Source organism: Polynucleobacter alcilacus (assembly GCF_018881545.1).
GTDB classification, from domain to species: Bacteria; Pseudomonadota; Gammaproteobacteria; order Burkholderiales; family Burkholderiaceae; genus Polynucleobacter; species Polynucleobacter alcilacus.
The window spans coordinates 1,180,307-1,199,064 of record NZ_JACVQD010000001.1 but is presented as its reverse complement, the minus strand read 5'-3'; the positions used below and the strand labels follow the sequence as shown (position 1 = coordinate 1,199,064).

16 protein-coding genes are annotated in these 18,758 nt (G+C 45.6%); 10 read left to right on the top strand and 6 right to left on the bottom strand.

Features of this window, described 5'->3' with window-relative positions; translation table 11 throughout:
- Nucleotides 1–14 precede the first annotated feature (14 nt).
- From ttcA to ICN45_RS06085, 6 genes are all read left to right on the top strand, one after another.
- Complete coding sequence (ttcA, locus tag ICN45_RS06110; protein ID WP_216174515.1) at nt 15–923, top strand: tRNA 2-thiocytidine(32) synthetase TtcA; 909 nt, start codon at nt 15–17, stop codon at nt 921–923.
- Nucleotides 920–2,410, top strand: a complete 1,491-nt coding sequence (glmU, locus tag ICN45_RS06105; protein WP_216174513.1) for a bifunctional UDP-N-acetylglucosamine diphosphorylase/glucosamine-1-phosphate N-acetyltransferase GlmU — start codon at nt 920–922, stop codon at nt 2,408–2,410. The genes ttcA and glmU overlap by 4 nt, the downstream gene beginning before the upstream one ends.
- Entirely contained in the window at nt 2,410–4,242 is a 1,833-nt protein-coding gene (gene glmS, locus ICN45_RS06100; RefSeq protein ID WP_216174511.1) for a glutamine--fructose-6-phosphate transaminase (isomerizing), read from the top strand. Before glmU ends, glmS begins: the two co-directional genes overlap by 1 nt.
- 132 nt (nt 4,243–4,374) lie before the next feature.
- Nucleotides 4,375–5,916 carry an efflux transporter outer membrane subunit gene (locus ICN45_RS06095; RefSeq protein WP_216174509.1) on the top strand — a complete coding sequence of 514 codons (1,542 nt, stop codon included), beginning with the start codon at nt 4,375–4,377 and terminating at the stop codon, nt 5,914–5,916.
- Between the two features lie 169 nt (nt 5,917–6,085).
- Nucleotides 6,086–7,225 (top strand): efflux RND transporter periplasmic adaptor subunit, encoded by a 1,140-nt coding sequence (locus ICN45_RS06090; RefSeq protein ID WP_216175649.1) that lies wholly within the window; start codon nt 6,086–6,088, stop codon nt 7,223–7,225.
- Between the two features lie 7 nt (nt 7,226–7,232).
- Nucleotides 7,233–10,268 carry an efflux RND transporter permease subunit gene (locus ICN45_RS06085; protein ID WP_216174507.1) on the top strand — a complete coding sequence of 1,012 codons (3,036 nt, stop codon included), beginning with the start codon at nt 7,233–7,235 and terminating at the stop codon, nt 10,266–10,268.
- A 19-nt stretch (nt 10,269–10,287) separates the two neighbouring features.
- Here the strand turns inward: ICN45_RS06085 and ICN45_RS06080 are convergent, their stop codons facing one another.
- The 3 genes from ICN45_RS06080 to ICN45_RS06070 are packed head-to-tail and all read right to left on the bottom strand — an operon-like array spanning nt 10,288 to nt 11,779.
- Complete coding sequence (locus tag ICN45_RS06080; protein WP_216174504.1) at nt 10,288–10,950, bottom strand: glutathione S-transferase family protein; 663 nt, start codon at nt 10,948–10,950, stop codon at nt 10,288–10,290.
- A gap of 21 nt (nt 10,951–10,971) precedes the next feature.
- Nucleotides 10,972–11,472 (bottom strand): flavin reductase family protein, encoded by a 501-nt coding sequence (locus ICN45_RS06075; RefSeq protein ID WP_216174501.1) that lies wholly within the window; start codon nt 11,470–11,472, stop codon nt 10,972–10,974.
- Nucleotides 11,473–11,482: 10 nt separating this feature from the next.
- Nucleotides 11,483–11,779: a hypothetical protein gene (locus tag ICN45_RS06070; protein ID WP_216174498.1), complete on the bottom strand. Its 297-nt coding sequence runs from the start codon at nt 11,777–11,779 to the stop codon at nt 11,483–11,485.
- Nucleotides 11,780–11,866: 87 nt separating this feature from the next.
- Here ICN45_RS06070 and acuI point away from each other — a divergent pair, with 87 nt between their 5' ends.
- Nucleotides 11,867–12,850 carry an acrylyl-CoA reductase (NADPH) gene (gene acuI / locus ICN45_RS06065; RefSeq protein ID WP_216174495.1) on the top strand — a complete coding sequence of 328 codons (984 nt, stop codon included), beginning with the start codon at nt 11,867–11,869 and terminating at the stop codon, nt 12,848–12,850.
- A 9-nt stretch (nt 12,851–12,859) separates the two neighbouring features.
- Here acuI and ICN45_RS06060 read toward each other — a convergent pair whose 3' ends face one another.
- Nucleotides 12,860–13,126 carry a DUF1289 domain-containing protein gene (locus tag ICN45_RS06060; RefSeq protein ID WP_216174493.1) on the bottom strand — a complete coding sequence of 89 codons (267 nt, stop codon included), beginning with the start codon at nt 13,124–13,126 and terminating at the stop codon, nt 12,860–12,862.
- Between ICN45_RS06060 and ICN45_RS06055 the strand changes: the two genes are divergently transcribed.
- On the top strand, nt 13,085–14,170 hold the full coding sequence (locus ICN45_RS06055; RefSeq protein ID WP_216174491.1) for an MBL fold metallo-hydrolase: 1,086 nt from the start codon (nt 13,085–13,087) through the stop codon (nt 14,168–14,170). The two genes, ICN45_RS06060 and ICN45_RS06055, sit on opposite strands and share 42 nt — an antisense overlap.
- Here ICN45_RS06055 and ICN45_RS06050 read toward each other — a convergent pair.
- On the bottom strand, nt 14,082–14,531 hold the full coding sequence (locus tag ICN45_RS06050; protein ID WP_216174489.1) for a PhaM family polyhydroxyalkanoate granule multifunctional regulatory protein: 450 nt from the start codon (nt 14,529–14,531) through the stop codon (nt 14,082–14,084). The two genes, ICN45_RS06055 and ICN45_RS06050, sit on opposite strands and share 89 nt — an antisense overlap.
- Before the next feature lie 74 nt (nt 14,532–14,605).
- Between ICN45_RS06050 and ICN45_RS06045 the strand changes: the two genes are divergently transcribed.
- Nucleotides 14,606–15,670 (top strand): homocysteine S-methyltransferase family protein, encoded by a 1,065-nt coding sequence (locus ICN45_RS06045; RefSeq protein ID WP_216174487.1) that lies wholly within the window; start codon nt 14,606–14,608, stop codon nt 15,668–15,670.
- Complete coding sequence (gene metH, locus ICN45_RS06040) at nt 15,667–18,417, top strand: methionine synthase (RefSeq protein WP_216174486.1); 2,751 nt, start codon at nt 15,667–15,669, stop codon at nt 18,415–18,417. Before ICN45_RS06045 ends, metH begins: the two co-directional genes overlap by 4 nt.
- Here metH and ICN45_RS06035 read toward each other — a convergent pair.
- Nucleotides 18,414–18,731, bottom strand: coding sequence for a DUF1840 domain-containing protein (locus ICN45_RS06035; protein WP_216174484.1), 318 nt, complete (start codon nt 18,729–18,731; stop codon nt 18,414–18,416). The two genes, metH and ICN45_RS06035, sit on opposite strands and share 4 nt — an antisense overlap.
- Nucleotides 18,732–18,758 lie beyond the last annotated feature (27 nt).

Here is an 18,758-nt window from a genome sequence, read left to right as displayed (position 1 = left end):
AGAATTGCATTGTTATGGGTGATATTCGTAAAGTTGTCTTTGAGGAAAACAAGCTAGAGAAAAAGCTATGTCGTCTAGTAGGCCAAGCCATTGGTGACTTTGGCATGATTGAAGACGGCGACAAAATCATGGTTTGTGTATCAGGCGGTAAAGATAGCTATGCCATGTTGGATATTTTGATGAAGTTGCGTGAACGTGCTCCAATTCATTTTGACATTGTGGCTGTTAATTTAGACCAGAAGCAGCCCAACTTTCCGGCCGAGACATTGCCTAATTATTTAAACAGTTTAGGCATTCAGTTTCATATTGAAGAGCAGGATACCTATAGCATTGTTAAGCGGGTCATTCCGGAAGGAAAGACAACCTGTGGACTATGTTCGCGTTTGCGCCGTGGCATTTTGTACCGGGTGGCAGATGAGCTGGGTGCAACCAAGATTGCTTTGGGGCACCATCGTGATGACATCCTTGAAACACTCATGCTCAATATGTTTTACGCAGGCAAGTTAAAAGGCATGCCGCCAAAATTACGTTCGGATGATGGTAAGCACATTGTGATTCGACCCTTGGCTTATGTGCCTGAGAAATTACTTGAGCGCTATGCGGCAGATATGAGTTTCCCGATCATTCCTTGTGACTTGTGTGGCAGCCAGCCCAATCTTCAGCGTCAAGTAATGAAAGAAATGCTGCGTGATTGGGAGAAAAAGCATCCCGGTCGTGTAGAAAACCTGTTCCGCTCCATGCACCACATCGTCCCCTCCCATTTAATGGATGGAGAGGCTTTTGATTTCCAAAATTTAGAGATTTCCACCGAGTTATCGGGAATAGCTGCTCGGTCAGCTGGCGACAAGGCAATTGATGAGGCTGAATTAGACGAATTGGCTTGTGGAACCCTGATTCAGGGGACTTATAATCCCACTTTATGAATATCGTCATATTGGCTGCTGGGCAAGGAAAGCGGATGAAATCCGCTCTGCCCAAGGTCCTCCAAACTTTGGCAGGAAAACCGCTGCTTCAGCATGTACTCAATACAGCCCTCTCTTTGCAGGAAAAACAGACTAAAGCAGGACCTATTGTAGTGGTGGGGCATGGCGCTGCAGATGTGAAAACATTCTTGGCAAATGCTAGCAAGGTAGATGTCAGCTTTAGCAAAGTCACTACCGCACTTCAGGCTGAGCAAAAAGGGACCGGCCATGCGCTGTTGCAGGCTCTACCAAAACTCGATGCACAAGAGCCCACTTTAGTTCTTTATGGCGATGTGCCGCTGACTAGTAAAAAAACTTTAAGCAAGTTGGCTAAATTGGCTGATGGTGTTCGGGGTCAAGATTCTGCTGTGGCACTCCTTACCCAAAACTTAAAAGATCCAACGGGCTATGGCCGCATCGTACGTGACGCGGATGGTTCGGTAAAAGAGATTGTTGAAGAAAAAGATGCATCATTGGCACAAAAAGCCATTCAAGAGATTAATACCGGCATCATGGTGTTACCAACCAATGCGTTAAAGAAATGGCTGAAAGCCTTACGTGCAAGCAATGCACAAGGTGAATATTATTTAACGGATGTAATTGCGATGGCCGTTAAAGATGGTGTGCCAATTCGCACTACTCAAGCGGATGATGAATTTGAAATTATCGGCGTTAATAGCCGTAGTCAATTAGCTACCCTGGAGCGAGTACATCAACTCACTATCGCTAATCAATTGATGGATGCTGGTGTTTCTCTTGCTGATCCTGCACGTATGGATGTGCGTGGCACGCTCGAGTGCGGCACTGATGTATTTATTGATGTGGGCTGTGTATTTGAAGGCTGTGTCTCCCTGGCAGCGGGCACGAAAATTGGACCTTATTGCATTATTCGCAATAGCGTCATTGGTAATGAGGTTGCAATCCATGCATTCAGCCACATAGATGGTGCGAAAGTAGGTAATCAGTCAGTGATTGGGCCTTATGCTCGCTTACGTCCAGGTGCTGATTTATCGAATGATGTGCATATCGGTAACTTTGTTGAAGTGAAAAATAGCAAGATTGCCGCCAATAGCAAAGCAAATCACTTGGCTTATGTAGGTGATTCTATTGTGGGATCAAGAGTAAACATTGGCGCCGGCACCATTACTTGTAACTATGATGGCGTTAATAAACACCAGACCATTATTGAAGATGATGTCTTTATTGGTTCCGATACCCAATTAGTAGCACCAGTGCGTGTTGGGCGTGGCGCTACATTAGGCGCAGGTACCACACTCACTAAGGATGCGCCACCAAATCAATTGACTATTTCAAGGGCAAAGCAAATTTCCCTGAAATGGCAGCGTCCAGTGAAGCAGGATAAAAAGCCGGTTGTAAAGAAAGTAGCGAAAAAAACAGCGGTATCTAAAAAGGCAGCCCCTAAAAAAACTGCAAAGGGTAAAAAATAATGTGCGGCATTGTAGGCGCAGCTTCCCATCAAAATATTGTGGATGTGTTGGTTGAGGGATTGCGGCGCCTAGAGTACCGCGGTTACGACTCCTGTGGATTTGCTGTTATCAACGGCAATGATGCAAACCATCCGATTGAACGAGCGCGTACCACGGCCCGTGTCTCTGAATTGGCTGAACAGGGAAAAGACTTCACTGGCACTATTGGTATCGCTCACACCCGTTGGGCAACCCACGGTAAGCCAGATACGCAAAATGCTCACCCCCACATTTCAAATGGGCTGATTGCAGTAGTTCATAACGGCATTATTGAAAACTATGAAACGCTGCGTACAGAATTAATAACAGCGGGCTATGTATTTACTTCTGAGACAGATACAGAAGTGATTGCGCATTTGATTCATCAACAGTATGTGGCTAGCGGACAAAAACATATAGCTCAATCGGTTAGGGCGGTATTGCCTAAATTGCATGGCGCCTATGCTATTGGTGTCATTGCCCAAGATCAGCCAACTACTTTAGTTGGTGCGCGCGTTGGATCCCCTTTAGTTATTGCGCTTGGCGATAAAGAAAACTTCTTGGCCTCTGATGCACTAGCTTTAGCTGGCCGTGCCCATTCCATGATGTATTTGGAAGAGGGCGATATTGCTGTATTAAAAGCAGATAGTGCAGAAGTAATTGATCAAGCTGGAAATTCTGTGCAACGGGATCGCAAGCCGATGCCTGCACAAGCAGACTCGGTTGATCTCGGACCATATCAGCACTACATGCAAAAAGAGATCTTTGAGCAACCCCGGGCGATTGGCGACACTTTGGCCAATATTGCCTCTTTTGGCCCAGAACTCTTTGGGGCAAAACCAGAAGACTGGAAAGCCTTTGATCAAATATTAATTTTGGCTTGCGGTACGAGTTATTACTCAGCATGCGTGGCTAAATATTGGTTGGAAGATATTGCGGGCATTCCAACGCAAGTGGAAATTGCTAGTGAATATCGTTATCGCACCTCGGTGCCAAACCCAAAGACATTGATTGTGGTGGTGTCTCAGTCGGGTGAGACCGCAGATACTTTGGCGGCATTACGGCATGCCAAATCACTGGGGCATTGCTATACCTTGGCGATTTGTAACGTGGCTAGTAGTGCCATGGTTCGCGAAACGGATTGGCATTTCTTGACCAAAGCAGGTACCGAGATTGGCGTTGCTTCAACCAAGGCATTTACTACCCAGTTGTTGGCACTTTACCTCTTGGCGGTTTCACTTGCTAAACGCGCTGGCAGAATTTCTGCTGAAAAAGAAAAAGAACTCCTTCGTGAATTACGCCACTTACCAAAAGCACTCCATGCAGTGCTCGCACTAGAGCCGCAAATCATTGCTTGGAGTGAGGCCTTTTCTAAATGCGAGAACGCACTCTTCTTGGGTCGCGGTTTACATTATCCAATTGCGCTTGAAGGGGCTTTAAAACTAAAAGAAATTTCTTATATCCATGCAGAAGCTTATCCAGCAGGTGAATTAAAGCATGGCCCACTGGCCTTGGTAACAGACAAGATGCCTGTTGTAACCGTTGCTCCGAAAGATGAATTATTGGAAAAGCTCAAATCCAATATGCAGGAAGTGAAAGCACGTGGCGGTAAGCTGTATGTATTTGCAGATCAGGGCACTAATATTGAGAGCGCTGATGGCATCAATGTCATCAGATTGCCTGAACACTATGGCAACCTTTCACCCATTCTGCATGTAGTGCCTCTACAGCTATTGGCGTATCACACAGCTTGTGCTCGTGGCACCGATGTCGATAAGCCTAGAAATCTAGCGAAGAGTGTTACCGTCGAATAAAACACGCATTTTTATTTGACTTTACTCCGAGAGTATGTACAAATTTAAGTAGATAAATCAGGGCTTTACGAAGTCGTGTTTGTATTTTTGTGTTCAAATAACTCTTGTAAAAGAGGATATTTGTTGCAATTCATGTTTCTTTCAAAGTTACCTCCGTTCTCACGTTTGCAGTTACTTGCCTTGACTTGCGCAGGTGCTTTGTCTGCGTGTGCAGTAGGGCCAGACTTTAAACAACCTGAGGCACCCAATACCTCCTCTTATACCGAGACCACTCTATCCAAGAAATTGACTACTGCACCTGGTGTACCAGGGGGTTCTGAACAAGAATTTGTTGATGGTGCAGATATTGAGGCGCAGTGGTGGGAGCTGTATAAGTCACCCGAGCTCGATGCGCTAATTAAAAAAGCCTTAGTTCAAAATCCCAATTTAGGAGCTGCAGATGCAGCCTTACGGTCTGCCCAAGAAAATGTGAGTGCTCAAATTGGAGGGCAGTATTTTCCAGCTGTGGGCTTGGGTGGCACCGCTTCACGTCAGTTACAGCCATCGGCAATCTATGGTCTTCCATATGGCTCTGATACTTACAATCTTTACAACACTTCAGTCAACGTCACTTACAAGTTGGATGTTTTTGGTGGTGCACGCAGAACAGTAGAAAATGCGCGCGCACAAGCGGAGTATCAACAGTTTCAATTAGAGAGCGCATACCTTTCATTGACTGCAAATATCGTGACGGGCGCTATTCGTGAGGCCGCTTTGCGTGCGCAGATGCAGGCTACTGAAGAAATTCTCAAAGCACAAACCAATTTAGCTGAAGTAACTGAGAAGCAATTAAAGATAGGAACCGTAAATAAGGTAGATCTGACATCCCAGTTAACTTTAGTAGCAACATCAAAAGTAGACTTATTTACTTATGAGCGTAACTTGGCCTTTGCGCGTAATCAATTGGCTGTGTATACCGGTGAGTTGCCAAGCAATGCAACTATCACAAAATTTGATTTAAGTAATTTACATCTACCAGCACAGCTACCCCTCTCAGTGCCATCAAGCTTGGTACGTCAGCGACCCGATGTACGCTCAGCAGAAGCACTCATTAAATCAACCAATGCCTTGGTTGGGGTTGCTACTGCTAATTTATTGCCGCAATTTAATATCACTGGGGCAATTGGATCTGCAGCTCTAACTTCAGCAAATCTATTCGGGCCTAATGCCGCATTGTGGTCAATTGCAGGTGGAATATTTCAGCCCTTGTTTCAGGGTGGTCAACTCTTAGCCCAGCGTCGTGGCGCAATTGCCAATTATGAGCAAGCGGTTTATCAGTATCAAGCGACGGTGTTAAAAGCATTTCAAGAGGTTGCCGATTCATTACGCGCGCTTGAGACTGGTGCACAAGCACTTAAGGCTGCCTCAGAAGCTGAACAATTTGCTTATGAAACATTGGATTTAGTTCAGCAGCAATATAAGTTGGGTACTGCAAGTTATTTAGCAGTCCTGTATTACCAAAACCAATATCAACAAGCAAAAGTAAAATCGGTATCGGCACAAGCAACCCGTTTTTCTGATACTGCAGCATTATTTGCAGCATTGGGTGGCGGTTGGTGGAATCGTACCGGACCTGCTTTTAAACCAAAAGACATGGCTAACAAAGATCAAAATGAAACTTCTGGAAACAATTAAGAATAAGCTCATTGCTATGGTTCTTGCCTTGTGGGCATGGGTGAAGCTGAAGGCGGTGGAATGGAAGCTGCGCGAGAAAGCATTCGCCCTTGGGGAAAAAGCAAAAGCCTTTTGGGCACGCATGGGTCAAAAATGGCGTGCTACCAAAGCACATGAAAAGCTGATGGCGATGGAACCCTTGCACCGTCGCATGACCATCATGTTGTGTGGCGTGTTCTTGTTGTTAGGTTTGATTTTTGCTTTTAATCAGTTCAAGACTTTTATGATTAAGCATTTCATTTCAGGCATGGGCTTACCACCCGCAACCGTTTCAACGATGGTGATTGCTACAACCGAATGGCAGCCTAAGCTCACTAGTGTCGGTAATGTCCGTGCCTTTAGGGGCGTTGAGTTGAGTACGGAAATTGGCGGCTTAGTCTTGACGGTACCGATTAAATCTGGGCAGGATGTTAAAGAAGGCGACTTATTAATCAAACTTAATGATGCTTCGGATGTTGCACAGCTGAAGTCCCTAAAGGCCATGGCCGATCTTGCTAAAGTGATTAACGAGCGGGATAGACAGCAGTTAGCAATCCAAGCGATTAGTAAGAATGTTTTCGATACCAGTGCAGCGGATGCGAAGTCGAAACAAGCTCAAGTTGAAGCACAGATTGCATTGGTGGCCAAAAAGAACCTGAAGGCACCTTTCAGTGGACGAGTTGGCATCGTCTCAATTAACCCTGGCCAATTCGTCAATCCAGGTGACAAACTATTAACTTTGCAAACTTTAGATCCAATTTTTGTGGATTTCAATTTGCCCCAAAGCAATGCAGAGCAAATTCAGGTGGGGCAAGAAGTAGTGGTTACAACCGATGCCTTTAAGGACGCTAGCTTTACTGGAAAGATCACGGCTGTAAGTCCAAAGGTCGATACTAATACGCGCAATATTTCTATTGAGGCGCAGATTGCTAACCCGGATAAGAAAATTCTTCCAGGGATGTTTGCAAATGTAAATATTAAGCTTGGCGAACAAGTGAAGCTATTGACACTGCCGCAAACCGCTGTCACCTATAACCCTTATGGCTCTACTGTGTTTATTGCTAAACCTACTGGTAAGAAAGATAAACAGGGCAATCCAGCACTTGAGGCACAGCAAGTATTTGTTACTACGGGCGCCACGCGCGGCGACCAAGTGGCAATTCTGAAGGGGGTTGAAGAGGGCGCTACAGTTGTGACTAGTGGCCAGTTGAAGATAAAGAATGGTACACCGCTCATTATTAATAACAAAGTCCAGCCTGAAAACTTGCCTGACCCTAAGCCGCAGGAATAATTAGCCCATGAATTGGACTGATATATTCATTCGCAGGCCAGTGTTATCGCTGGTCGTGAGTGCACTCGTTTTACTCTTTGGTTTAAAGGCAATAGGTTCGCTACCAGTCAATCAATATCCGCAAACACAAAATGCGATTGTGACGATTACTACGGCTTACTACGGCGCAGATCCAGAGACTATCGCTGGCTTTATTACGCAACCGCTTGAAGCATCGATTGCTCAAGCACAAGGAATTGATTACCTATCCTCAACTAGTGTCAGCGGCCTTTCAACCATCATTGCTACTTTGAAGCTGAACTATGACTCCAATGCGGCTCTAACGCAGATTCAGACCCAAATCAGCGCAGTCAAAAATCAGCTTCCTCCACAGGCTCAGCAGCCTGTATTGACGGTACAAATTGGTCAATCAACCGCTGCTATGTATATGGGCTTCTACAGCGATGAAATAGCGAATAACGCGATTACTGATTACTTATTGCGCGTGGTTAAGCCTAAGTTAGATTCGGTTCAAGGTGTGCAGAACGCTGAAATTACTGGCGGTAGGAAATTTGCTCTACGCGCCTGGTTGGATCGCGAAAAGATGGCTGGTCTTGGAGTAGGTGCTGATGACGTATATGCGGCTATGGCTGCTAATAACTATCTATCTGCAGTGGGGAGCACTAAAGGCGATATGGTGGCTGTTGATTTAGTCGCCGGTACGGATTTACATACCTTGGAAGAGTTTCGCAAGTTAGTTGTCAAGAGTAATGGCGTCAATATTGTTTACCTAGATCAGGTTGCTAGCGTTACCTTAGGATCAGAAGACTACAACACCAATGTGGCTTTCAGTGGCAAGAAATCGGTATTTATTGCGATTAAGGTGGCTCCACAAGCGAACCTTCTGGATGTGGCGCAACGTGTTCGGGATGTGGTGCCCGATATTCAGAAACAATTGCCCATCGGTATGACTGGCAAAGTTGTTTACGACTCCACGAAATTTATTACTAGCTCTATTGATGAGGTCATATCAACACTAATTGAGGCTTTACTCATTGTGACCGTAGTGATCTACCTTTTCTTGGGTAGCGCCCGCGCTGTTGCCGTCCCGGTGATTGCCATGCCGCTTTCCTTAATTGGTACTTTCTTTTTGATGCAGATATTGGGCTACTCGATTAATTTATTGACGCTTCTAGCTTTGGTGCTGGCTATTGGGCTGGTAGTAGATGATGCCATCATCGTAGTAGAAAACGTCGATCGTCATATGAAAGAGGGAAAGTCTCCCTTAGAGGCATCCTTAATTGCTGCACGCGAATTGGGCGGTCCTATTTTGGCAATGACTGTAGTGTTGATTGCGGTTTATATCCCAATCGGATTTCAGGGGGGCTTAACCGGAGCCTTATTTACTGAGTTTGCTTTTACACTTGCAAGCGCAGTAGCTGTCTCAGGCTTGATTGCGTTAACGCTATCGCCAATGATGTGTTCCCGGATCTTTACGGAAGATCAAGAAACATCCGCTTTGGTAAAAAAGATCGATTTCATTTTTGATAAGGTACATCACAGCTATCAAAACACCTTGCGTGAGTTATTGAGTACCTGGCAAGTCATCATTGTCATGGGTGCAATCCTATTGGGCGGGGTAGCGTATTTGTATGCTACTGCTCGTGCAGAGCTTGCGCCAACAGAAGATCAAGGCATTGTTTTAATGCAAGCATCTGGTCCACCAAATAGTACCGTCAACCAAATGCAGACCTATGCAGATCAAATTTACCAAATATCTAGTGCTGAACCAGAATACGAGCAGATGTTTCAAATCACTAGCCCTACCAGTAGTTTTGGCGGTGTTTTATTGAAAGATTGGGGTGAGCGCAATCGTAACGCCACCAAGTTTCAGGAAGATATGCAGGCGAAGTGGAATACGATTGCTGGTGCACGCGTAGCAGCTTTCCAGTTCCCTGCCTTGCCTGGTGCTCAGGGCTTACCGGTGCAGGTGGTAATTAATACGACAGAGTCTTATGAGCAGTTAAATGAAGTTTCTCAGGCAGTTTTAGATAAAGCGCGTCGCAGCGGCAATTTCTTCTTTGTGGATTCGGATCTAAAGATTGATAAACCGCAAGATGTACTGGTGATCGATCGAGAAAAAGTGGCTGCCTTAGGTATGACACAGCAACAGGTTGGTTCTGCTTTATCAGCTGCTTTAGGCGGTGGTTACGTAAACTATTTTTCAGTTTCCGGACGCTCGTACAGGGTGATTCCTCAGGTTAAACAAGTTGACCGCCTAAATCCGGATCAAATCTTGGATTACTACATCCGCACACCAAGTGGTGCGATGATCCAGGCTAGAACCATTGCAACTATTAAGCAAAAGGTGGTTCCCCAATCAATCAATCACTTTCAACAATTGAACTCCGCAACGATTTCTGGAGTTAAAACCCCATTTATCTCAGAGGAAGGCGTGTTAGAGTTCATGCGTCAAACTTTGAAAGAGGTTGCGCCGAATGGTTACAGCATGGACTATGCCGGCCCATCGCGCCAGTTTATGGCGGAGTCTGGTGGGTTCTTGGTAACCATGTTCTTTGCCATCCTAATTGTGTTCCTAGTGCTTGCCGCTCAGTTTGAAAGCTTCCGCGATCCAATCGTGATTTTGGTCTCAGTACCGCTTGCTTTGTTTGGCGCACTGATCTTTATTAATTTAGGATTCACCACTCTAAACGTGTATACCCAAGTGGGTTTAGTCACGCTAATGGGGTTGATTAGTAAGCACGGAATTTTGATCGTGGAATTCGCGAATGAATTACAAGCTGAGGGCCGAAGCAAACTGGATGCCATCGTTGAGGCAAGTAGTATTCGCTTAAGACCGATCTTGATGACAACCGCTGCGATGGTATTAGGTGTATTGCCTTTGGTGATTGCCTCTGGAGCCGGTGCTGCAGGCCGCCAATCCATGGGCATTGTGATCTTTACTGGTCTCTCTATAGGTACCTTGTTTACCTTATTCGTAGTACCTGCGATGTATCTGTTTATTGGTGCAGATCATCATGCGAAGAAATTTAAACAACAGTAAAAAGAAAGGGTAAGAAACCTTATTTAACAATATTGAGTTCTTTATCTGCAAAATCATTAAAGCAAGTTTCAGTCTCCAGTTGTTTTAACCAGCGAGCAATATTCTTCAGTTCAGCACGTGGCCCAGTTTTTTCGGGGAAGGTTTGGTGCAGTAATACCCAGCGATGAACGCCTAAAGCCAGCACAATATCGCCAATATGAAATTGCTTGCCGGAGCAATAAGACTGTTTTTCAAGAATGTTATCAAGCAATTTGAGCGAATGATTGGTTGCTTGATATCCCTTATAAATTGCATCGTAGTCACGCTCCGCTTCTGGCGTTCTAGTTAATCCAAGAAAGGCGCCACGCAATGGGGGCCATAAGGTAGTCAGTTGCCAATCTAACCATTTTTCGGATCCGTACTTAGATACATTATCTGTTGGGAATCGCTTATTTTTATCGTATTGTTGGATCAGGTAACGCAAGATGGTATTGGATTCCCAGAGCACTAAGTCACCGTCTTGTAGGGCGGGCACTAAGCCATTCGGATTTAATTTTAGAAACTCGGGAGTGTGATTCACCCCAAAGTGAAGGCCGGCGTCGAGACGCTCAAAATCAACATTTTCTTTTAGACCAAGCTCAGCAAGACACCATAATACTTTTTGAACATTGATAGAACTTTTACGACCCCATAAATGCATCATGGCATTTCCTTTTCAAGCAGATTAGTTGGGGTGTGTTTCGGTGAAATCTACACCAACAAACTTGCTGCGAGCAAAAATCAGCGGCTCTTTTTCAGGATCATTTTTTAAGTTAATCACTTTAGCAACAATGATGTTGTGGTCACCACCAATATGCACCGTGATGGTTTCACATTCATAGTAGGCAACACAATGCTCAATTTGCGTGAGGCCACTGACTGCCAGCTTATGCTCTACACCAACAAATTGATCTAGTTTTACGGTAGCAAAGTGCATGGCTAAGTTTTCTTGGGAGCGTTCAAGTACGTGGATCAGATGTTTTTTACCGACCTCGACCCAAGGCATGAGACGCGAATGCTTTTTAAGGCTCCAAAGAATCAGTGGGGGCTCTAAAGAGACAGTATTAAACGAGCTGATCGTAATGCCGTGATGCATGCCTTCTTCATCGAGACAGGTAATCACTGTAACCCCAGTTGCAAATGAAGAAAATCCTTTGCGAAGCTCTTGTGAGGTAAAAGGGGCCATCAATTTTGGTTTACTTTGCTTCTGCTTTTGTCGCAGGCGGGATGCTGGTTCCTGGAATTGGAATCAATATTTCATTTTCTTCCGCTTTTACGCATTTAAATCGATATTCCTTGCCAGCCTTCGAGATGAAGCTCGCGCCTTCATAAAAGTCGTCTCTACAGGTCTTGCTGGCAAAGTTCATCACGTCCTGAGGATCGGCGCTAGAGCTAATTAGGCGCATATTTCCCATAGACATATTGATTTGCGTGGAATAGCACCCAGCTAGCAAGGAGCCAGAAATCGCGGTTAAGAGTAGAATTTTTTTCATGGAAGCCTCCATAATTAGTAATGCTCGTTAGGATAAACCTATTAAGCGATTGTTGCGGGGAAATACTCCGCTCTAAAAGGAAGAGACATGTTTAAAGCAATATTAATAAATAAGGATGACCAGGGCTATCGCGCTGAATTAGGTGAGGTGGAGGAGTCCAGTCTCCCAGAGGGCGATGTGCGGGTAAAGGTGTTGTATTCCACCCTGAATTACAAAGATGGACTAGCCATTACGGGTAAGAGTCCGGTGGTGAGAAGTTTTCCGATGGTGCCTGGAATCGACTTTGCAGGTGAGGTCATAGAAAGTAGCAGCCCAGACTTTAAGGCGGGCGATATGGTGCTTTTAAATGGCTGGGGAGTTGGCGAAGGCCATTGGGGCGGTTTGGCTCAACAAGCTCGAGTGAAGGCAGAGTGGTTGATTCCCCTCCCTAAGGGCTTTACTGCCAAGCAAGCTTTGGCAATTGGTACTGCAGGATATACCGCCATGCTCTGTGTCATGGCTCTACAAAAACATGATCTGAAGCCAAGTGATGGTGAGGTATTAGTCACTGGTGCTGCAGGAGGGGTGGGAAGTTTTGCAGTGGCGCTGCTGAGTAAATTGGGCTTTACGGTTGTGGCAAGTACGGGACGCATGGCCGAGGCAGACTATTTGAAAAAATTAGGCGCAGCTGAAGTAATTGATCGAAACACATTATCTGAGCCAGGAAAGCCTTTGGCAAAAGAGCGTTGGGCAGCAGTATTGGATAGCGTTGGGAGCCATACTTTAGCTAATGCTTGTGCTCAAACAAAAAGTAACGGTGCAGTAGCTGCTTGCGGCCTTGCACAGGGCATGGATTTTCCTTCATCAGTGGCGCCATTTATCTTGCGAGGAGTGACTTTGTATGGAGTGAACAGTGTTACCGTTCCCCGTACAAAACGCATTGCTGCATACGAGCAGTTAAGTAAACTGGTGGATCTCAAAACACTAGACGAAATCTCTCATGAAATCACTTTAGAAGAATCACTAAAGTATGCTCAAGAGTTGATGGCAGGAAATGTCCGTGGCCGTTTAATTGTTGATGTGAATAGATAGTAAGGATATTTACTGTGCTGCCTGAGGTTTACGTGATTCGAGTTGAGACCAAACCTCAAGCTTTTCAGTATTTGAAAGTTCAGACCAATCTGCAATTTCAGTCAGTGTGCGATAGCATCCACGGCAGTAACCGTTTTCTGGATTCATATCGCACCAGTTGATGCAAGGTGATGGAACTGTTGTCAAAGTAAGCCTAAAAACGTTAGCAACCCAAAAGAAAAATATACCCAAACCATGACCACTCAAAATCAGGCAAGCGCTGAAAGTGCTATCCATTATCCATTAGGAGACGCACTTCCTGAATTGGGCAGCACGATTGAAGTGGCCCCAGGCTTACGCTGGCTTAGAATGCGTTTGCCGTTTGCTTTAGACCACATCAATCTATGGTTGCTACGCGATGAAATTGATGGCGTAGATGGTTGGACTATTGTTGATTGCGGGATTTCAAATGATGAAACCAAAGCAGCCTGGGAGCAGATTTTTGCCAGCCAGCTAGCAGGCTTGCCTGTGTTACGGGTCATCGTGACCCATATGCATCCAGATCATATTGGTTTGGCGCAATGGCTCTGTGAAACATGGAATGTGCCTCTATGGATTTCTATGTCAGAATTTTTAACAGCGCAATGGCTTAGTTGTAAAGAGGGTGGCGCTGCAGTAGGTGCACGTGCTGGCGGTGGTGGCTCAGCAGACCATTTTCAGAGGCATGGTTTAACGACGCCTGAGGATTTGGAAAAGATTCGTGCGCGCTCAAATTACTATAGCAATATGGTCCCAGGTGTACCGCGGCAATACCGCCGCATTATGGACGATGAAAGTATATTGATTGGCGGCAAGCAGTGGCAAGTCATCATGGGTTTTGGTCACGCACCAGAACACGCATCACTCTTTTGTAAAGAGCTTGGAGTATTAATTTCTGGCGATATGCTTTTACCTCGCATCTCGACTAACGTAAGCGTTTATGACGCCGACCCGGACGCCGATCCATTGGGTTTGTATTTGCAATCTCTTGACCGCTATTTACCTTTGCCTGACGATACGCTCGTGTTGCCTTCTCATGGCAAACCATTCACTGGTATGAAGCCACGCATTGCTCAATTGAAAACACATCATGATGAGCGCTTAGCCGATACGCTCGGCGCATGTAGAAAACCGGCACATGCTCGGGAGATAGTGCCGGTTTTGTTTAAGCGTGAATTAGATATTCACCAACTCACTTTTGCTATGGGGGAGGCTATTGCTCACCTGAATTACCTACTTCGTCAAGGAAAGTTGCATCGCCAGCTTTGCGACGACGGCCTGTTGCGGTTTTCCGTGGTTTAGAGCTGCTGGTTTTGCTGGCAGACTCTTCCTTTGGAGTAGTGGCAGCTGCACTTGCTGCCGATACAGCATCACCAAAGGATTTGAGAGCCATCATCGTGGCATGCTGTACTTCCAAACCCTGAATCGTTGATTTGAGAACATTGAGATTGAGATTTAGCCAATTCTCAACACTTTTGAGGTCCTTGATGCGCTTTTCTAGTTCATCAACATCTAGACCTGGAAAGGCAGATCCAAAGCCGCCTGCCGCCTTAGAGGCATCTGTAGTGAAGGGAAACTGGCCAGCCTGACCTACGGCTCCTTGCCCCCACATTGTTTTAAGCATGTCAAGGCTTTGATTGAATTCTGGAATTGTTCCAAACATACCGGCTCCGGGTTAAATGAAAAGTGGCTTTTCCAATAGAATAAGGGATTCTAGAGATTAATCCCGGTTAAACAATGCAATCTAATGGTTTGTCCCAGCCTTACACCCGCGGTCAGGCACTACCCGAGCTTCTGAAGCAGCGTATCCTGATTTTGGATGGCGCTATGGGCACCATGATTCAGCAATACAAATTAAGCGAAGCTGACTATCGTGGACTGCCTAGCAACACGCGTTTTGCAGATCATCCCAGCGACATCAAAGGCAATAATGAGCTTTTGGTTCTGACCCAACCGCAAATCATTAGCAAGATTCATGAGCAGTATTTGGATGCGGGTGCTGACATTATTGAAACAAATACATTTGGTGCGACTTCCGTAGCGCAAGAAGATTACAAAATGGCCGGACTTGCTCGTGAGATGAATGAGGTCTCCGCAAAGCTTGCACGTGCTGCATGCGAAAAATATAGCACTTCGGATAAGCCTCGATTTGCCGCCGGAGCAATTGGACCTACACCAAAGACGGCAAGCATCTCTCCAGATGTCAATGATCCTGGTGCACGCAATGTGACTTTTGATGCCTTGCGCGCTTCTTATCGTGAGCAGATTGAGGGACTGTATGCCGGTGGCGTAGATTTGTTTTTAGTTGAGACGATTTTTGACACTCTGAATGCGAAAGCTGCATTGTTTGCATTAGACGAATTTTTTGAAGAGACTGGCGCGCGTTTGCCAGTCATGATTTCGGGAACAGTCACGGATGCGTCTGGACGTATTCTTTCTGGTCAAACTGTAGAGGCATTTTGGAATAGCTTGCGGCACATTAAGCCACTCACCTTTGGTTTGAACTGCGCCCTAGGCGCTGCTTTGATGCGTCCTTATATTGCTGAGCTTGCGCGTATTTGTGACGCAGCAGTTTCTTGTTATCCAAATGCTGGCTTGCCTAATCCCATGAGTGATACCGGATTTGATGAAACTCCTGAAATTACATCGAGCTTAGTAGATGGCTTCGCCAAAGATGGTTTGGTGAACTTAGTTGGCGGTTGTTGTGGAACAACTCCTGATCATATTCGTGCCATTGCCGATGCAGTTGCTAAACGCAAACCACGTGCTTTTTATCGTGAACAGCATGAGGCTTCAGCATGAGCCAAATAGATAAAAAAGTAATGCCTGCCATGAAGCTTTCTGGGCTTGAGCCTTTTAACGTCACGCCAGGAGTAGGTTTTGTCAACATTGGCGAGCGCACCAACGTTACTGGATCTAAAGCTTTTGCACGCATGATTTTGAATAATCAATTTGATGAAGCACTAGTAGTTGCTCGTCAACAAGTTGAGAGTGGCGCTCAAGTGATCGATATCAATATGGACGAAGCCATGTTGGATTCTGAGGCCGCTATGACACGCTTCTTAAACCTGATTGCTTCTGAACCAGATATTGCACGTATTCCCATCATGATCGACTCCTCTAAGTGGAGTGTGATTGAGGCGGGATTGAAATGTATTCAGGGTAAGCCAATTGTTAATTCCATTTCCTTAAAAGAAGGTGAAGAGTCTTTCAAAAGGCAGGCACGCTTAATTCGTCGCTATGGGGCAGCTTCTGTAGTCATGGCCTTTGATGAGGCGGGGCAGGCAGATACATTTAAGCGCAAGACCGAAATTTGTCAGCGTTGTTATGAAATCCTAGTTAATGAAATTGGTTTTCCAGCCGAAGATATTATTTTTGATCCCAATATCTTTGCGATAGCTACTGGTATTGAGGAACATGACAACTATGCGGTAGATTTTATTAATGCTACCCGCTGGATAAAAGAGAATCTCCCAGGCGCCAAGATCAGCGGGGGTGTTTCTAATGTGAGCTTCTCCTTCCGTGGCAATGATCGTGTACGTGAGGCTATCCACACCGTATTTCTGTACCATGCGATTCAAGCTGGCATGGACATGGGCATTGTGAATGCCGGTCAGTTGGGCGTATATGCTGACTTAGATCCTGAATTACGCGAGCGCGCTGAAGATGTGGTGCTCAACCGCTTTAAAGAAAAAGACGGAAAAACACCTACTGAGCGTTTATTAGATATTGCCGATCAATTTAAAGGCGGCGGTGCTAAGCAGGTAGAGAACTTGGTATGGCGTGAAGCACTAGTACGTGAACGCTTGACTCATGCACTAGTACACGGTATCACTACTTTTATTGAAGAAGATACTGAAGAATTGCGCGCTGAAATTATGGGATCAGGCGGGCGACCCATCGAAGTCATTGAAGGCCCGCTGATGGATGGCATGAATGTGGTGGGCGATTTATTTGGCGCCGGCAAAATGTTCTTACCGCAAGTAGTCAAGAGTGCGCGCGTCATGAAGCAGGCAGTTGCAATTCTGATTCCTTATATTGAGGAAGAAAAGCGTCAACATGTTGCTGCTGGTGGTGAAGCAAAGGCTAAAGGTAAGATTGTCATGGCTACTGTAAAGGGCGATGTCCACGATATTGGTAAAAACATTGTGACCGTAGTCTTGCAATGCAATAACTTTGAAGTGGCCAATATGGGGGTAATGGTTCCCTGTGCCGAGATTCTGAAACGTGCCAAGGAAGAGAATGCTGACATTGTTGGCCTTTCTGGATTAATAACGCCATCACTTGAAGAAATGACTTATGTAGCCCAAGAGATGCAGCGAGATGATTATTTCCGTGAGCGTCAGATCCCTTTAATGATTGGTGGTGCTACTACTTCGCGGGTTCATACTGCAGTCAAAATTGCGCCTCACTACGATGGCCCAGTTGTTTATGTTCCAGATGCATCTCGCTCAGTATCGGTTGCCTCAAACTTGCTTTCGGATGAGAGTGCTAAGAAGTTTATTCAAGACTTACGCGATGACTATGTTCGCATTCGAGAGCAACATGCCAACAAGAAGGCAGCGCCAACTATTTCTTTAGCGGCAGCACGTAAAAACCGTGAGCTCATTGATTGGTCATCGTATGTTCCAGAGAAGCCCAAGTTCATTGGGCGCCGGGTATTTAAAAACTTTGCACTCAGTGATATCGCTAAATATATCGACTGGACGCCATTCTTTCAGACCTGGGATTTAGCTGGAAAATTTCCTGCCATTTTGGATGATGAAGTGGTCGGCGTTGAAGCCCGTAAGGTGTTTGAGGATGCGAAGGCATTGCTCGATAAGCTTATCAAGGGGCAATGGTTGCAGGCAGATGCGGTGGTTGCCTTCTATCCAGCTAATACGATTGGTGATGATATTGTTTTCTATAGCGACGAAGCGCGCGAGCACCCACTTTTTGTGTGGCATAACTTGCGTCAGCAATCGGAGCGTCCTGTTATCGATGGAGTGCGCAGGCCTAATCGTTGTTTGGCGGATTATGTTGCTCCAAAAGATTCTGGAGTAGCTGACTATCTTGGTTGCTTTGCCGTTACAACTGGTCATGGCGTGGAAAAGAAAGTCGCTGAGTTTCAAGCGAAGCATGATGACTATAGTGCGATCATGTTAAAAGCGTTAGCAGATCGCTTGGCCGAGGCATTTGCAGAATTAATGCATCACCGCGTGCGCACTGATTTATGGGGTTATGCCACGGATGAGATTTTGACAAATGATCAGATGATCGATGAACAGTACCGCGGAATTCGTCCGGCCCCGGGCTACCCAGCTTGTCCTGCACATGAAGTGAAGGAAGATTTACTCAGAGTCATTGGTTCTGAAGATATTGGGATGACCTTAACGGAATCGATGGCCATGAATCCGGCTTCTAGTGTCAGCGGCTTCTATCTTGCGCACCCAGATGCACGCTACTTTAATGTTGGCAAAATCTCAGCCGATCAACTAGAAGATTTTGCTCAGCGTCGCGGCCAGACTATTGAAGATGCTCGTCGGCAACTTGCTAGTTTGATTGATTAAACGCCCCACATTACTGGTTCGCCTTTCGCCTTAGCTTGCTTCATCAGCTCTAAGAGAGGATAGGCTCTTTGTCCAAGACGATCAGCTAACTTGGGTTTTTCAGTCCCAGCTTCACCTTCAGCTTGTATTTTTGAGCGCTCTCCTAGATCTTTTAGGATAGCTGTCTCTAGAGCGGTAATGAGATTGGGTAGCTGCTCAATGGTCAGAATTCCTCTAGGCTCCAGGGGGCGCCCCAAAATATCAAAGATTCGTTTAGTCAAATCAGCCAGCATGATGACGTCTGGTCCAGCTTTTGAGCGAAATTGATAGATCATTTCAATAGCTTACCACCTGATAAACTC

What these genes read in the sequence shown, in the direction of transcription:
- ttcA (WP_216174515.1), top strand. Translation starts at nt 15, where the DNA reads ATGGGTGATATTCGTAAAGTTGTCTTTGAGGAAAACAAGCTAGAGAAA.
- glmU (WP_216174513.1), top strand. Translation starts at nt 920, where the DNA reads ATGAATATCGTCATATTGGCTGCTGGGCAAGGAAAGCGGATGAAATCC.
- glmS (WP_216174511.1), top strand. Translation starts at nt 2,410, where the DNA reads ATGTGCGGCATTGTAGGCGCAGCTTCCCATCAAAATATTGTGGATGTG.
- ICN45_RS06095 (WP_216174509.1), top strand. Translation starts at nt 4,375, where the DNA reads ATGTTTCTTTCAAAGTTACCTCCGTTCTCACGTTTGCAGTTACTTGCC.
- ICN45_RS06090 (WP_216175649.1), top strand. Translation starts at nt 6,086, where the DNA reads ATGGAACCCTTGCACCGTCGCATGACCATCATGTTGTGTGGCGTGTTC.
- ICN45_RS06085 (WP_216174507.1), top strand. Translation starts at nt 7,233, where the DNA reads ATGAATTGGACTGATATATTCATTCGCAGGCCAGTGTTATCGCTGGTC.
- ICN45_RS06080 (WP_216174504.1), bottom strand. Translation starts at nt 10,950, where the DNA reads ATGATGCATTTATGGGGTCGTAAAAGTTCTATCAATGTTCAAAAAGTA.
- ICN45_RS06075 (WP_216174501.1), bottom strand. Translation starts at nt 11,472, where the DNA reads ATGGCCCCTTTTACCTCACAAGAGCTTCGCAAAGGATTTTCTTCATTT.
- ICN45_RS06070 (WP_216174498.1), bottom strand. Translation starts at nt 11,779, where the DNA reads ATGAAAAAAATTCTACTCTTAACCGCGATTTCTGGCTCCTTGCTAGCT.
- acuI (WP_216174495.1), top strand. Translation starts at nt 11,867, where the DNA reads ATGTTTAAAGCAATATTAATAAATAAGGATGACCAGGGCTATCGCGCT.
- ICN45_RS06055 (WP_216174491.1), top strand. Translation starts at nt 13,085, where the DNA reads ATGACCACTCAAAATCAGGCAAGCGCTGAAAGTGCTATCCATTATCCA.
- ICN45_RS06060 (WP_216174493.1), bottom strand. Translation starts at nt 13,126, where the DNA reads ATGGATAGCACTTTCAGCGCTTGCCTGATTTTGAGTGGTCATGGTTTG.
- ICN45_RS06050 (WP_216174489.1), bottom strand. Translation starts at nt 14,531, where the DNA reads ATGTTTGGAACAATTCCAGAATTCAATCAAAGCCTTGACATGCTTAAA.
- ICN45_RS06045 (WP_216174487.1), top strand. Translation starts at nt 14,606, where the DNA reads ATGCAATCTAATGGTTTGTCCCAGCCTTACACCCGCGGTCAGGCACTA.
- metH (WP_216174486.1), top strand. Translation starts at nt 15,667, where the DNA reads ATGAGCCAAATAGATAAAAAAGTAATGCCTGCCATGAAGCTTTCTGGG.
- ICN45_RS06035 (WP_216174484.1), bottom strand. Translation starts at nt 18,731, where the DNA reads ATGATCTATCAATTTCGCTCAAAAGCTGGACCAGACGTCATCATGCTG.